We start from the raw sequence: 13161 nt of genomic DNA, 5'->3' as shown, positions 1-13161 counted from the left end.
GGGCGGACGGGACCAGCCCGTCGGCGCCGAGGGTGGCCACCCCGCCCGGCGCGCCCGCCGCGTCGGCGGCGAGAGCCGAGACGTCCGCCGCGCCCAGCACGATGTCGGCCTCGGTGTGCCCGTTGACGGAGTGCACCGCGCCGGCCGGTCCCGCCGGGCCCTGCGGACCCAGTTCCCCGGCCGGGCCGGGCGGCCCCGGTACGGCGACGTACTGCGGGGCGGCCGGATCGGCCGGGGCGATGTCGGCGAGGTCCACCGCCGGCTGTCCGGCCGTGAGCGCGATCTGATAGGTCCGGCCGCCGCGGGCGAGACCGGCGAGCCTCTCGGTGACGGTGTACGTCCAGAGCGTCGGGTTCCAGCCGGGGGCGTCGGTGGCGGGCAGGACGACGCTGAGGCGGCCCTCGGCGTCGAGGGCGGCGCGGGTCGGGCCGCCCAGGAAGAGGTCCTCGTCGGCGTGGGTGAGGAGGGCCGGGGGACGGAACTCGACGGTTCCGCTCATCGGGCGTCCGTCGGGGGTCATGTAGCGGGCGGTGACGGTGACGGTGGGAATGCTCTCAGGCAGCACGCGGGTGCCCCTTTCGCTGGTTGACGGGGAGCGGCGGCCGGTGGACCGCGGCCGGCCGGCGGGGTGCGGTGGAGCTCAGGACTGGACGCCGTACAGGGCCAGGGGGCGGCAGCGCAGGGTGTCGCCGGCGGCCGCCACCCGGGCCTGGATCTCGAAGGTGACCGTGGTGCCGAAGGCGGCGGGCAGCCGCTCGGCGAAGGCCAGCCCGTCGCCCGGTCCGCCGAGCGGGCCGAGCTGGACGCCGTCGACGAGCAGCCGCACCTCGGCGCCCGCACTGCCCTCGGCGGCGATCACACAGTGCAGCCGGGGGTGCTGGGCGATGCCGGGGCCGCGGTAGAGCGTGGTCCACGCCGTGGATCCGGTGGTCTCCCAGCGGGCGGTGGCGGCCGGGCCCGGCAGCGGGTACGGGATGTAGGGGCGGGCCAGCCCGCCGCGGATCGCGTCGTCGGCGACGACCACGTTGCCCCGTCGGTCGAGGATCTGCACCGGCTGGACGGGCAGCGTGTCCGGGGCCGCCGTCCACACCGTGAGGGCGAGGGAGCCGTCGTCGCGGCGTACGACGAAGCCCTGCTGCGGTTCGTTCTCGCCGCGGTCCGGCTGGACCCGGCCCAGGTAGAGCAGGTCCTCGTCGCCCGAGGTGCGGACACGCAGCCGGCCCCGGTCGCCGATGACGACCTCGCCGCCCATGATCCGGTTCTGCGCCGGAGTGGTGTTGGCGCTGCCCATCAGCTCCCTGACCTGGCGTTCCAGTGCGCGGATACGGTCGAGGAGATCGGTGGGGATGATGGCCACGGGTCAGGCTCCTTCCAGATAGAGGACGGCGGTCTCCGCCTTGGTGCGCTGGGGCGGGGTGACGGCGATGCCGACGATCCGGTAGGCGGCGTCGAGGCCCTCGTCATGCCACAGGTCGTGGATGCGCAGCCGGATGCGCGCGCCGAGCAGCGCCGGGGTGATCTGCCCGTCCAGCAGTACGGTCAGCTCCGGAATGACCTCGGGGCGGTTCTGCCGGGCCAGTTCGGCACGGGCCAGCGAACGCAGGGTCGCCTCGTCCGTGACGCCGCTGTGGTCGGAGGTCAGCTCCAGGCGGGGCCAGCCCGCCGCCAGGTCGCCCGGGGCCGCGGCGAGGGCGGTGAGCGGCTGGGACTCCTGCGACTGGTCGGTGTTGACGGAGTCGCCGCGGGCCACCCAGACGTTCGCCTGCACGGTGGAGTCCGTCGGCAGGCTGTAGGCGAGGACGTGGCCGGGGTGGTTCAGCACGATGTCCGTGTGACCCGTGCGGATCTGCGGGTGGCCGAGCTGGAGCCGCTTGATCCGGCGACCCTCGGCGTCCCGGTAGCAGTGGACGCGCCACTCGAAGCCGTCGCTCAACTGGCCCAGATTGTGCAGCAGTTCCCGGACACGGGCCAGTGCGGTGAAGGCGTAGGCGTAGTCCCGGACCACCCCGGAGCGGCCGTGGCCCGGCTCGATGCCGATGTCGCCGCCGGACTGCTCCTGTGCGTGGGCGATCAGGGTGCGGGCGATGTCGAACTGGTCCGTGCCGGTGCCGGTCAGGTCGTGGGCGAGGATGCGGTGGTCCAGGTACGAGTCGAACGTGCCTGCCTGGAACTGCACCGTGATCCGGCCCTGTTCGTCGGCGGCCGGCGTGCAGGTCCACAGGATGCCGCCCCACCAGATGTCGCCGTCGCGCTCCAGCCAGACCGCGGTGCGGCCGGGCTGGAGCGCCGCCCGGGCCCGGGCGGCCAGCGCGGCGCCGGGCAGGGGGATCTTGGCGGAGAGGGATCCGGGCTTGCCTATGTAGTCGTCGAACTTGGTCTCCGTGAGCGGCAGCACGTCCAGCAGACGGTCGGTGCGCAGGTCGCAGAAGAGTGCCCGGTAGACGGGCGTGGTGACGGACGCGGTCATGGGCTGCCTCACACGAGCGGGTCGACGCGGATGAACCGGTTGTCGAACCAGCCCCGGTTGCTGGTCGCCGACGTGGTGTAGGCGGAGACCGCCGTGTAGACCGCGCCGGGCTGCAGTCCCGTGATGCGGGAGGTGGCGGACACCGAGGTCATGGCCTTGGACCCGACCGTCGCCGAGCGGACCTCGTTCGCTTCGAGGACCAGGACGCCGTCCTTGCGGATGTTGACGCCCATGCGGGACCACTGTCCGTCGACGCCGGTGTGCCCCATGAAGCCGACGGTCACCAGGACCGCGCCGGTGACCGGCACGGTGAAGGTCGCGGTGACCGTGGGGCCCGTGGTGTCGGTGACCGCCTCCACCCAGGAGGTGGAGGTGCAGTACCCGCCGTCCGTGTTGTGCGCCCAGGCGGTGGACGGGACGGCCGGGCGCCAGAGGGTGCCGTCCCAGCGCTGCAACCGCCCGTTCTCGTCGCGGTACTGGCCGGTGTACTCCCCCGCGGCCAGCGCGCCCTGCGGGGCGATGCCGCCGGTCTGCCGGGGGTAGCTCACCCAGCGTGCCCCGTCCCACCGCTGCAGGGCGGCGGAGGAGTCGCGGTACTGCCCCGGGTAGCCCCCGGTGACGTCGCGGTTCCAGGACTCGGCCAGGATGCCGCCGACCGCCACGGTCGGCACGCGCAGGTCGTAGACGGCATCCGCCCAGACGATGCCGCCCGTGCCGACGGAGGCCCCGGCGGGCACCGCGATCCGGGCGAGCGGGAGGGACGCCGGCGGGACCGGCGGCTGCTCGGGGGTGACATCGGCCTTGCCCGTGATGACCTCCAGGACGGCCTCGGTGCGGACGCCGCCGTCGTGCTGGGCATCGTGGACGCGCAGCACGACGAGGTCGATACGGTCGTTGGAGGCGTTTCCGTCCTCGAGCACGAGGCTCGCGTAGTCGGTGAGGACGACCGGGTAGACCCCGGCCGCCCCCTGGCCCTGGATCACCGCTCGGCCCGGGGCGACGGTCACCCTCATGCCGGCGCTCTCACCGAAGACGTAGAGCCCGGACATCAGGTGCTCGCCGCCGACGGAGCCGGGGATCACACCGCTCGGTCCGGTCAGCGCTCCGTCCGGGGCCATGGTGCCGAGCGGGGCGAGCCGGGTGTCGGCGCGGCTCTGACCGCTCTCGGTCTCGGTGCGGTTGATGAGCCAGGCACTGCGTACAGGCATGTCGTCCTCCTGAGAAGGGGTGGTGGTGGTCGGTCGGGTGTCGCGGGAGGGTCACCAGTGGGCGTCGCGCCAGCGCAGGGTGACCGAGGCTCGCGGGTCGGGCGTGGCGTCCCCGGCCCGGAAGGCCAGCTCCGTGGTGCCGGGCGGCAGGTGGAACAGCTGCTCGGGAGCGGAGGAGGGGGTTGCCGTGTAGAGCCGGGAGGCGGTGCCGTTGAGCAGCACGGTGCCCGCCTCGGTGTCGACGGTCAGGACGTCCTGGGGGCCGAGCACGATGTCGTACTGGAGCTGTCGGCCGTCACCGAGCCGGGTCAGTGTGGGGCGCCGGAGCGGCCCCCGGAACTCGATGACCGGGAGGGCCGCCGCTCCCCCCTGGTTGACCGCGGTGCAGGTGCCCGCGGTGCCGGTCGCGCCCCACTCCAGCGGCCACTGGAGCCCCAGGCCGGCGACGCCCGGTTCGGCGGGCCAGACCAGGCCCGGTTCCTGCACGGGCAGGGACGCCCGGGCCTCCCGCAGTACGGCTCCGAAGCGGCGCGGGTCGGTCGCGGTCCACTGGATGCTCGTCCTGGACGTGCCGTGCACCACGAAGGACCGGTCCTGCGGTACGACGCGGCGGCTCACCCGTGCCCGGACGGCGAGCGTCTGGCCGTGCAGCCGTACGGCCAGCCAGCGTTCGCCGCCGTCCGCTCCGGTGGCCGCGCGGAAGGCGGAGAGGACGCCGAGGGCCTGTTCGGTCTTCCGGGGCAGCAGCCAGAGGGAGGCCCCGACGATGCGGGGCTGGGCCCAGCGGGCACCGGGCCAGGCGCCGTGCTGGTCGGGGCGGGAGATGTCGCCGGTGTCCAGGACCGGCAGGTCGTCCCAGCCGGTGATGCCGGTGCGGTCGATCTCGTACGGCGTTCCGGGGCCCATCAGCAGTCCGGCCCACTGGATCTGCCCGTCGCGGGTGATCAGTGAGCCGGGTGCGGTCTCGTGGGGATATGTGGTGGTGGTCTCGGCCATGCGGGCCGTCACCTCGCTTCAGTCGTGGGGCGGGTGGTGGGCGCTCACGCCGCCGCCCCGTACAGGAACAGCAGGTCGCCGGCGACGGCGAGCGGTCCGTTGCCCTCGGTCGCGTGGTACGTGTGCAGCCGGGTGAGGTCCGCGGGGCGGGTGGGGCCGTTCGTGCGCGGTGCGGCCTCGGCGGGGCGCAGTCGGCTGAGCGCGGAGAGCGGCAGCACGGCGGAGGCGGTGTCCGGCCCGGTGGGCTGGACGACGCCGCCCTCGGCGAGCTGGGGGATCTTGGGCAGGTCGACGCCGAACTTCTTGCCGAAGAAGCTGAAGCTCAGTTTGTTGAGGCCGTCGATGACCCAGTTGGCGAAGGAGATCAGCGCTTTGACGGGCCCGGTGACGGCGGCCATGACACCCTGCATGCCGGTGCTGATGAAGCGGCCCATGCCCCTCAGAGTCCGGGACAGGGCGCTCTTCACCCGGGTGAACATGCTGGGGATCTTCTGTGTGAGCCAGCTCAGGACGGGCCGGATCACGGCGCTGAAACCGCTCCAGGCACGGCGGACGAGGCCCGAGAGGGCGAGGGTGGCGGAGGTGACGGCGTTCCGGGTGGAGTGGAAGCCGCTTGAGAGGAGCGGGCCGACGACGGCCAGGACCGTGGTGATGACCTTGATGGCGGCCTTGAAGTAGGCCGAGATCACGGTGGCGTACGCCTTGAGGACGGGGCCGAGGAACTTCCAGATCCCCTGGAACACCTTGCGGACCTGGTCGAAGACCTGCTGCATGATCTTCTGGCCGGCCTGCGAGTTGAGCGCGTACTCGATCAGGAAGCCGACCAGCGGAGTGACCAGGCCGAGGACGAACCCGAAGGGGTTCGCGCGCATGGCGACGTTGACGGCGGTCATCGCGCCGGAGGCGACGGTGAGCGCGCCGCCGAAGAAGCCCATGAGCTTGGAGACCGTGCCCGAGCCCTTGCCCAGGACGCCGGCGGCTCCGCTGAACCGCGCGCCCTCGGTGGCGATCGAGTTCAGGGGCGCGACGGCGGTGCGGGCCTTGGCACTGCCGGTACGGAGCTGGGTCGCCGTCCGGCCGGCTGTACGGCCTGTCTTCGTGAGGGACTTGCCGGCCGCGTCCGCCCCGGTCCTGATCTGCCGGAGCTGGACGCCGGCGGACGTGGCGGAGCCCTTGATCCGGTCGGCTGCCGTCGATGCCTGCCCCAGGGTCCGCGCGGCGGTGCGGACGGACCGTCCGGCCGCGGTGAGCCTGGTGCGGAAGGTGTTCAGTGCGCCGGCGACCCCGGCGAGCGGGTCCGTCCCGGCCCGGAGGGCCGCGGCGCTCATCCGCGGGCCTTGGACAGGAACAGCAGGGCGGTGGCGGTCTCCTGGAGGTCGGAGGAGGACGCCTCGTAGTAGTTCTCGATCTGGAATCCGGCCATCGCGCCGGCCGTGGCGTTGACCGAGTCGGCCCTGGCCCGGCGGGCGGTGTGGCGCAGCAGCCGGTCCAGCTTGGACAGCGGCAGTACGGCCTCGGCCTCACCGGCCTCGGCGACGATGGCGTGGACGCCGCCGTTGCGCGGGGCCACGATGCCGCCGGCCGCCAGTTGCGGGATCTTCGGCAGGCTGATGCCGAAGGTCTTCCCGCCGACGCCGGGGACCCAGCCGGGGATCGAGACCTTGATGCGGTTGAGCTTGCCGATCGCGGAGTTGATGAGCCGGATGACGGCGTTGACGGGGCCCTTGACCGCCCCCGTGATGCTGCTGAAGGCGCGGCTCGCGATGCCCTTCAGCCCGCCCCAGATGCTGGACAGCCTCTCCTTGACACGGCTGAAGGCCTGGGGGATGACGTTGCGGATCCAGTTGACGACGGGGGTGATGATCTTCCGGATGCCGTTCCAGACGCTGGAGATGACCTTCCTGACGGCGTTCATCACCGTGGTGATGATCTTCTTCCAGGCGTTGAAGTAGGTCGTGATGACCTTGGCGACGGCCTTGATGACGACGGTGATCGCCTTCTTGATGCCGTCCCAGACTTTTTTGATCAGCGCGCCGGCCTTTTTCATGATCGGCCCGACGACCTTCATGACCGAGCTGATGACCTTCTTGATCGCGGCGAAAGCGGCCTTGAGGACCTTCTGCATGGTCTTCGAACGGGTGGCCATCTCGACCACCTTCTCGACGAGCGGGGCGAGCAGGGAGAGCAGCTGGCCGACGAGGTTGCCCTTCATCGACTTGTTGAGGCCCTTCATGCCCTTGGACGCCTTGTCGGCCCCGGACTTGAAGGTTCCGACCTGGGGCCCGCTCTTCTTGGCGGTCCGGCCGGCCTTGGCCATCGAGCGGTCGGCCTTGTCGGCGGCGCGCTGGATGGCGGTGAGCTGGCGGGCGGAGGCCTGGGCGGAGGTCTTGAGCTTCTTGAGCTCGCGGTCGCTGCCCGTTGCCCTGCTCTGCAGACCGCTCGCTGCCCGGGCGGCGGTGTCAGCCCTCGACCTGAAGTTCCCCAGTGCCGTGGATGCCTGATTGAGCGAGCGCAGCAGAGGCATAGTTCTTCCTGTCGTCCAGTTGGTTCCGGGAGCGAGAGTCAGGAACCGAGTGCCTGGTCAATCGTCCTGATGATTTCCACGAATTCATTTCTGGCTCTCGTCGTCCTGTCGCGTATGTCGAGTGCGAATGCTTTGGCGTTCGTGTGTGTTTCTTTTATCTGGCGGAGATAGCCGGATGATTCCTCCCGGTACTGGAATATCTCTCGGTTCTGGGATGCGGCTGCGTCAACCAGATCGGACGGGGCGGGCGAGGGGGTGTCCGGCCCCCCTGCGGGTGACGCCGAACCGGCTTCGGAAAATCCCAGCACTCCCCTCGCCCAGCCTCTGAACTTGTCCTGGTTGAAGAAGTCGATGATCTGGACTCCGAACACGTCGATTCCGTTGGCATCCACTTCGAAAATCTGGGGAGACAGCGAGGCAACTTCTGGCGCTGCCGTAAGGACCGCCGGGTCGACTTTGAAGGTCTGTGTGCTCCAATAGAGCACTTGGTCCGCGATGGCGGCGTGATCGCTCATCCACTTCTCGTCGATCTTGCTGAGCGTCTCTTTCGACCAGTCCAGCTGTGCGGCAGCGGCTGCCTCTCTCGTGTTCACCGCCTCAAGGGCCGCTATTCGTTGTCCCGCACTGGCCAGTGATTCGACGAACGTCGAGATCCTTGTCCGGGCTGCATCGAGCTCTCGCTCCAGCCGTTCGTACTCTTCACTCACTGCTGTCCCCTTCTCTCGGTGCACCTCATTGACGGCAGGGTGGGCAAACATTAATGTCCGCGGTGACTTGCACAGAGAGGATTCGGCATCCGATGCAAATCTTGGCTTTTGTCGCTTTAGTGATACTCGGTGGCGTTTCCTTCTTGGCTTACGTAGGACTCAAGGTCCTGGTGGCGATGTTCTGGCAGAAGGTTCTCCTGGCCCGAAAAGGAGTGCGCACCAAGGGGGTGTGTTCGGGGTATACGAGTGGCCGGTACGGCAGCGGGGTCGTCGTCGATTTCACGGACGAGCTCGGTGAGTCCCATAGAATGGTGGCCGCCGGTTGGCAGGGTGTACTCCCGCAAAGGGGCGGTGAGGTGGAAATCGTCTACCTTCCGCGCGATCCCAAGGTGGCCGACCTCTGGCCGGTAGGCTCGCTCGTTCCGAACGCGATATACATGACGGTGGCGGTCCCGGTGATTTTGGCGAGCGGCTTGGCGTGCCTGGTGGCCATGGCGTGGCTCGTGCACCGGGTATGGTTTCCGGGCTAGAGCGAGCATTCCGGGAGCTCCAGGGTTGGCCCCGCGGGGCCCGGGCTGCCCGCGCTCACCAGTGTCATCTGCGCTTATTCGGCAGGTGGCGACGAGGAATACGTGGTCCACTCCTCGAAATGCTCGCCCCCCCGGTGGAGATGGGTGACCCGGTAGAAGTGATTCACCACCCGGTGATCCGGGGCCCTCGATGCTTGCTTTCGAGGTGCTGAGCCGCGTGGGGTTCGACGTTGCTCTGTCCTCGGTCATGGGCGCGTTGGGGGCGGGGGCCCTCGTGGGGCTTCTCCTCACCGTCCGACCTGGTCCGGGCGGTCCCCCGTCAGGAGAAGAAGCGGGCCAGATCGCTCGGGCTGGGCGCCTCAGGCGCCTTTGCCGGCTCGTCGGCGGAGGCCTCGTCCCCCGGCCTCGGCACCGGCACGGGCGGCTCCGGAGGGTCGGAGTCCTCGTCGGTGTTGACCGAGGCGAACATCCAGTTGGCGGCGGCGAGATGGTCGACGGCTGCGGCGAGCAGGTAGTCGGTGACGGCCCATTCGGCGCTCTCGCCGTGGAGTTGCTGGGTGGTGGCGCTGTCGCGTGGCATGTGCTTGACCAGCACCGCGAGCCGGCGGGAGGAGAGCCGGCCGCGGTGCCAGTCGAGCAGGTCCACGCCGTAGTGCCGCAGCAGGTCGGCTTCGAGGGCCTCGGCGTGTTCTTCGGCGAACGCGTCGAGGCTCAGCCTTCCCCCAGGCCGAGCCCGGTCTCCTTGCCGTACGCCTCCAGGATCGCGGCGATGTCCTGCATCGTGATGTCGTGGCGCTCGAAGCGCGCGAACTGCTCCTCGCCCAGCAGGAGCTTCAGCAGGCCGTCGACGTCGTTGTCGTCGAGGCCGCGGAGCGCCTTGGCCGTGGCGCGGCCCAGCTCGGTGGGCAGTTCGAAGGTGTCGTCGTCCAGGTCGAAGGACCAGGAGCGGCCGAGCGCTTCCAGGCGCTGGGCGCGTGCTGCGTTGACGTCGAACGAAGCCATGGGTGGTGGGTCTCCTTACGCAGAGCAGAAACAGGACAGAGCGGGGTTGGGCGGCGAGGGCCCCGGGGGTGCCGGGCGGGACCGGAGCGTTCCGGTCCCGCCCGGCGGGGGGATCAGGCGCCGGCCGGCACCTTGTAGGCGGCGTCCTTCATGACGAAGGTGGCGAGCGCCTGGCCGTCGCCCGGGGAGAGCGCGGTGAAGGTGACACCGAGCATCGCGGCGGCCTTGCGGGCGAGCTTGATGTCATCGGTGGCGGTGACCTGGCCGCGCGGGATGACGAAGCGGTAGGTGACCGCCGTGCCGTCGGTGAACTCCAGGCCGAGGGCGCGCTCGTCGAAGGTCGGGCCGTCCGGAACGTCGAACTGGACGATGTCCGGCTTGGTGGCGTCCCGGCGGATGTCCGCCGCCGCGCCGCCCAGGAAGAAGGGCAGCGTGTCCTCGTTGAACTGCAGCATGGAGAACTTCAGCGTCAGGTCACGGTCCGCGTAGACGAACCGGGCCGGGCTGATCGACTGCCACGTCTCGACCGGGTCCAGCTTGTCCTTCTTGGAGAAGGCCACTCCGTCCGTCGAGGTGTAGCCGAGGTCGGTCCACCCCGTGCCCCAGTCGGCCGACGGGTCGTCGGAGAAGACCTCCGGGAGGGGGGCGTTGACGTCCGCGATGAGGATGCGGCCGGTTCCGGCCACGCGGATCTCGGACGAGTTGTTGCCTGCCATGGATGGCTCCTTCAGATGGTTTTCCGTGGGTGGTGCCTGCCGTGGGTACGGCGAAGGCCCCGCCGGTGACGGGGCCCTGTCGGTGGGGGCGCTCGGAGGCGCCCGGTCGGTACGGGTGATGCGTGGGTGGCCGCTCGGCGGGTGCCGGTGGTTCAGCCGATGCGCAGCGACACGCGCAGGACACAGACGTAGCGGTTGGCCGCGGGGTGAAGGAATTCGGGCAGCCAGCGCGGACCGTCGGCCTCGACCACATCGGTGATCACGAGGCTCGTCCCGTACGTCCGGCCGACCGCCGACAGCAGCTCGGCGCGGGCGGCGTTCGCCAGGCGGTGGGCCGTCGCCTTGTCCGGCCCGTAGGCCTCCAGTTCGATGAGCGGCTGGTCGAGGTGGAGGTCGTCGATCCACGCGCCACCGCGGCGGGAGACGATCACCGCCTGCTGGGTGCCGTCGAAGCCCGGCGGCGGGGTCTCGTCCACGACCGCGTCCGCGAGATCCGGGCGGTCGGAGAGGAGCTCCACGACGATGGCCTCCACGTCGGGGAAGGTGCTCGGAGGTGAAGTCATGACGGGGCGATCACTCCTGTTCGCGGGGTGGGGAAGGGGCGGGAACGCGGACGGCGGAGCCGCGCCCGGAGGGTGGGCGCAGCTCCGCCGCTGCACTTATTGTGACTCAGATCGTGCGCGCGCGCAACCACATGGTGCGGAGGTGCAATTTCCTTGGCGGGAGTCGATGGGTGACTGCCTCGCGTGGACATGTGGCCGGGACCGATCCCCGCCTCCCCGCATCGCCACCGAGGGTGCGTTAGTCTGCGGCTATCGAACAGGTATTCGAGAGGTGACGGTCCTGAAGAGGAAGGCGTCCTGAAGAGGAGAGCGTCCTGACGAGGCGTGTGGGGCGAGGGAACGGGGGAGCGGGTGGACGGGAGTGAGCCGGTGATCAGTGCTCAGGAGCGGCTGGCCGATGTCGTGGCCGCCGCGGTGGAAGTGGCCGCGGAGTCGGGGGAGTCGGGCACGTACACCGCGGAGGTCGCCCACACGCTCACCGCCGTCGTCGGCAAGGTCGGTGCCCGCGTCGCCGTCGAGGCGGAGACGCGGGGGTTCCGCAGCGGCTGGGGCGAGGCGATCGCGCTGGCGTCCGGGGGTGCGGAGGGCGGGGCCCAGGTGCTCCGCATGTCGTCCGCGCCCGAGGAGTAGCCGGGGAGGCACGGAGGAAGGGGCGGCCCGAACGGGCCGCCCCTTCCTTTTCCTTCCCTCGGCCATCGGCCGTGTCCCTCAGCGCGCTTCGGGAGCCTTCCGCCGCGCCGCCCGCTCCGCGGCGAAGACGTCCTCCAGTCGGAACACGTGCGCCCGGCCCTGTCGGCCGGCCGGGCTGAGGTGGCCCAGCTGGACCCACTTGCGGATCGTCGCGGGCTTCACGCCCGCCTCGTGCGCGGCGAGTTCGCCCGTCAGCAGCGTCGCGGCGGTCATCGCGTGCCCTCCCGCCGCGCGGTGTCCTCGGTCGATGCGGTGAGTTCGACGAGGTCGCCGCCGGACTCCGCCGCGAGCCGCGCCCACGCACCCTCGCTCCACGCGTGCCGGTGCGCCGGATCCGTACGGCAGTCGCAGGAGCGGTCCGCGCAGCGGCAGGCCGGGTTGACGCAGAGCACCGCCCGGCGGGCGGGGAAGGCCCGCAGGGAGACCGACGCGCACCACGGGCAGCGCCCGCTCACCCGCACCACCGGTTCGGCGCCGCCCAGGGCGCGGGCGCAGCGGCGGGCCATGCGGCGGGCCTCGTCCCGGATGTGTGCGAGCAGTACGTCGTCGTCGGCGGCCCGGTCGAGGAGCCCCGCGACGCGCAGCAGCCGCCCGGCGACCTGCTCGCGGCGGGGGCGGGGCAGGTGCAGCCGGTCGTGTACGGCCTCGTCGAGCTCGACCACACCGTCGGTGATGTCGCGTACGGCGTCGGAGATGTGAAGCCGCAGCGGGGAGGTGCGGGACCCGGACGGGGTCAGGCCGTGGTCCTGCTCGGCGCGCAGAGCCTCCTCGCGCTCGGCGCGGGTCGGCCCGGCGGGGGTGGCGGGGGAGCCCCAGGACGGGGCCGTCGGCGGGGCCGAGGGGGAGCGGTAGGAGGGGGCGAGCTCGACGAGCAGTTCCGGGAACTGACGCAGCAGCAGTTCGATCCAGCGGATGGCGTCCGCGACCGTGGCGCCCGCGGCGGAGGCGTCCACGCCCGTGTGGTCCGCGGCCCTGGGGCTCTTGCGTCCGGGCTTCCGGGCGGTGGCCCGCGCTCCGGACGGCTGCCGCGTGGTCGGTGTGGATGTGTTCGGTGTGGTCATGGCGATCCCTTCTCCCCGCACAGGGTGTTGCGAGTCCGCACACTGACACGTTGCGCGCTCGCACGCAAGGCGTTTCGGGGGGTCCTCAGCCTCTTATCTCCACAGATTCTTCCCAAACGGTATGGGCGGAGGGGTAATTCCTTGCGCGCAAGCGCGATAGTCTGAACGTGCTTCGGAGGGAGGCGAGTGCCCCATGACCACGGGCGAACTCGACAGCTTCGCGACCTGGATCGAGGAACTGATCCGTCGGCGCGGCTTCGACATCGACAGTCCACGCGGCGGCGGCAAGTCCCGCCTCGCCGACGAGGCCGGGGTCCACCGGGCCGCCATCACCCGCCTTCTCCAGCGGCAGAGCATGCCCGACCTGGAGACCACCCGGCGTCTCGCCCAGGTGCTCCAGGTCCCGGTGCGCGACATGCTCATCCGCTCCGGGCGCCTGACCGAGGAGGACCTGCCGCTGCCGTCCGCCCCGGCGGGATCGGCCCCGGCCGGAGGCCGTCCGCTCACCCTGGAAGAGGCCGCTGTGGCCCTGGGCGTACCGGCGGACCAGCGCGAGATGTTCGTCCGGGTCGCGGGTCAGTTCCTCCCCGATCCGGCGGCGGCCGCCACCATCGCCGCCGGGCGCCGGGCGCCGCTCGCCTCCGACTGACGCCCGCGCCCCGCTGCCCGCCCGCGCCCCTGTCTCTTATACACATCT

General features: G+C 71.0%; 16 protein-coding genes and 1 pseudogene. 3 read left to right on the top strand and 14 right to left on the bottom strand.

Features of this window, described 5'->3' with window-relative positions; all coding sequences use genetic code 11:
* From CR470_RS28270 to CR470_RS28235, 8 genes and pseudogenes are all read right to left on the bottom strand, one after another.
* Positions 1 to 565, bottom strand: a pseudogene (locus CR470_RS28270) (phage tail protein); the annotation flags it as partial.
* A gap of 75 nt (positions 566 to 640) precedes the next feature.
* Positions 641 to 1357 carry a hypothetical protein gene (locus CR470_RS28265; RefSeq protein ID WP_097870340.1) on the bottom strand — a complete coding sequence of 239 codons (717 nt, stop codon included), beginning with the start codon at positions 1355 to 1357 and terminating at the stop codon, positions 641 to 643.
* Positions 1358 to 1360: 3 nt separating this feature from the next.
* Complete coding sequence (locus CR470_RS28260) at positions 1361 to 2467, bottom strand: hypothetical protein (protein WP_097870339.1); 1107 nt, start codon at positions 2465 to 2467, stop codon at positions 1361 to 1363.
* 8 nt (positions 2468 to 2475) lie between these two features.
* Entirely contained in the window at positions 2476 to 3675 is a 1200-nt protein-coding gene (locus tag CR470_RS28255) for a hypothetical protein (RefSeq protein WP_097870338.1), read from the bottom strand.
* A gap of 51 nt (positions 3676 to 3726) precedes the next feature.
* Positions 3727 to 4671, bottom strand: coding sequence for a phage distal tail protein (locus tag CR470_RS28250; protein WP_097870341.1), 945 nt, complete (start codon positions 4669 to 4671; stop codon positions 3727 to 3729).
* Positions 4672 to 4715: 44 nt separating this feature from the next.
* On the bottom strand, positions 4716 to 5999 hold the full coding sequence (locus tag CR470_RS28245; RefSeq protein ID WP_097870337.1) for a tape-measure protein: 1284 nt from the start codon (positions 5997 to 5999) through the stop codon (positions 4716 to 4718).
* Complete coding sequence (locus CR470_RS28240) at positions 5996 to 7195, bottom strand: phage tail protein (protein WP_097870336.1); 1200 nt, start codon at positions 7193 to 7195, stop codon at positions 5996 to 5998. Before CR470_RS28240 ends, CR470_RS28245 begins: the two co-directional genes overlap by 4 nt.
* Before the next feature lie 38 nt (positions 7196 to 7233).
* Positions 7234 to 7902 carry a hypothetical protein gene (locus tag CR470_RS28235; RefSeq protein ID WP_143663887.1) on the bottom strand — a complete coding sequence of 223 codons (669 nt, stop codon included), beginning with the start codon at positions 7900 to 7902 and terminating at the stop codon, positions 7234 to 7236.
* A 101-nt stretch (positions 7903 to 8003) separates the two neighbouring features.
* Between CR470_RS28235 and CR470_RS28230 the strand changes: the two genes are divergently transcribed.
* Positions 8004 to 8432 carry a hypothetical protein gene (locus CR470_RS28230; RefSeq protein ID WP_179892390.1) on the top strand — a complete coding sequence of 143 codons (429 nt, stop codon included), beginning with the start codon at positions 8004 to 8006 and terminating at the stop codon, positions 8430 to 8432.
* Positions 8433 to 8751: 319 nt separating this feature from the next.
* Here the strand turns inward: CR470_RS28230 and CR470_RS28225 are convergent, their stop codons facing one another.
* The 4 genes from CR470_RS28225 to CR470_RS28210 all read right to left on the bottom strand — a co-directional run bounded on the left by CR470_RS28225 (position 8752) and on the right by CR470_RS28210 (position 10713).
* Positions 8752 to 9078 carry a hypothetical protein gene (locus tag CR470_RS28225; protein ID WP_097870333.1) on the bottom strand — a complete coding sequence of 109 codons (327 nt, stop codon included), beginning with the start codon at positions 9076 to 9078 and terminating at the stop codon, positions 8752 to 8754.
* 65 nt (positions 9079 to 9143) lie between these two features.
* Positions 9144 to 9434, bottom strand: coding sequence for a hypothetical protein (locus CR470_RS28220; protein ID WP_097870332.1), 291 nt, complete (start codon positions 9432 to 9434; stop codon positions 9144 to 9146).
* 113 nt (positions 9435 to 9547) lie between these two features.
* Positions 9548 to 10150, bottom strand: coding sequence for a phage tail tube protein (locus tag CR470_RS28215; RefSeq protein ID WP_097870331.1), 603 nt, complete (start codon positions 10148 to 10150; stop codon positions 9548 to 9550).
* A 152-nt stretch (positions 10151 to 10302) separates the two neighbouring features.
* On the bottom strand, positions 10303 to 10713 hold the full coding sequence (locus CR470_RS28210) for a hypothetical protein (RefSeq protein WP_097870330.1): 411 nt from the start codon (positions 10711 to 10713) through the stop codon (positions 10303 to 10305).
* A 369-nt stretch (positions 10714 to 11082) separates the two neighbouring features.
* Between CR470_RS28210 and CR470_RS28205 the strand changes: the two genes are divergently transcribed.
* Positions 11083 to 11343 carry a hypothetical protein gene (locus CR470_RS28205; RefSeq protein WP_257138942.1) on the top strand — a complete coding sequence of 87 codons (261 nt, stop codon included), beginning with the start codon at positions 11083 to 11085 and terminating at the stop codon, positions 11341 to 11343.
* A gap of 78 nt (positions 11344 to 11421) precedes the next feature.
* On the opposite strand, the gene CR470_RS28200 is transcribed toward CR470_RS28205, so the two are convergent.
* Both CR470_RS28200 and CR470_RS28195 read right to left on the bottom strand, forming a co-directional pair.
* Positions 11422 to 11616, bottom strand: coding sequence for a hypothetical protein (locus tag CR470_RS28200; protein WP_097870328.1), 195 nt, complete (start codon positions 11614 to 11616; stop codon positions 11422 to 11424).
* Positions 11613 to 12464 carry a hypothetical protein gene (locus CR470_RS28195; RefSeq protein ID WP_097870327.1) on the bottom strand — a complete coding sequence of 284 codons (852 nt, stop codon included), beginning with the start codon at positions 12462 to 12464 and terminating at the stop codon, positions 11613 to 11615. The genes CR470_RS28200 and CR470_RS28195 overlap by 4 nt, the downstream gene beginning before the upstream one ends.
* A 193-nt stretch (positions 12465 to 12657) precedes the next feature.
* Between CR470_RS28195 and CR470_RS28190 the strand changes: the two genes are divergently transcribed.
* The gene (locus CR470_RS28190) at positions 12658 to 13113 is read left to right on the top strand and encodes a helix-turn-helix domain-containing protein (protein ID WP_097870326.1); all 456 of its coding nucleotides are present in this window, start codon (positions 12658 to 12660) and stop codon (positions 13111 to 13113) included.
* The last annotated feature ends 48 nt before the right edge of the window (positions 13114 to 13161 follow it).

It is taken from the genome of Streptomyces sp. rh34, from assembly GCF_002551245.1.
GTDB lineage: Bacteria > Actinomycetota > Actinomycetes > Streptomycetales > Streptomycetaceae > Streptomyces.
The sequence above is the reverse complement of the archived record's forward strand: the minus strand, read 5'-3'. Positions and strand labels throughout refer to the sequence as shown.

Coding starts and splice junctions, on each gene's coding strand:
- CR470_RS28190 (WP_097870326.1), top strand. CDS start 12,658: ATGACCACGGGCGAACTCGACAGCTTCGCGACCTGGATCGAGGAACTG.
- CR470_RS28240 (WP_097870336.1), bottom strand. CDS start 7,195: ATGCCTCTGCTGCGCTCGCTCAATCAGGCATCCACGGCACTGGGGAAC.
- CR470_RS28210 (WP_097870330.1), bottom strand. CDS start 10,713: ATGACTTCACCTCCGAGCACCTTCCCCGACGTGGAGGCCATCGTCGTG.
- CR470_RS28195 (WP_097870327.1), bottom strand. CDS start 12,464: ATGACCACACCGAACACATCCACACCGACCACGCGGCAGCCGTCCGGA.
- CR470_RS28245 (WP_097870337.1), bottom strand. CDS start 5,999: ATGAGCGCCGCGGCCCTCCGGGCCGGGACGGACCCGCTCGCCGGGGTC.
- CR470_RS28215 (WP_097870331.1), bottom strand. CDS start 10,150: ATGGCAGGCAACAACTCGTCCGAGATCCGCGTGGCCGGAACCGGCCGC.
- CR470_RS28260 (WP_097870339.1), bottom strand. CDS start 2,467: ATGACCGCGTCCGTCACCACGCCCGTCTACCGGGCACTCTTCTGCGAC.
- CR470_RS28220 (WP_097870332.1), bottom strand. CDS start 9,434: ATGGCTTCGTTCGACGTCAACGCAGCACGCGCCCAGCGCCTGGAAGCG.
- CR470_RS28200 (WP_097870328.1), bottom strand. CDS start 11,616: ATGACCGCCGCGACGCTGCTGACGGGCGAACTCGCCGCGCACGAGGCG.
- CR470_RS28250 (WP_097870341.1), bottom strand. CDS start 4,671: ATGGCCGAGACCACCACCACATATCCCCACGAGACCGCACCCGGCTCA.
- CR470_RS28255 (WP_097870338.1), bottom strand. CDS start 3,675: ATGCCTGTACGCAGTGCCTGGCTCATCAACCGCACCGAGACCGAGAGC.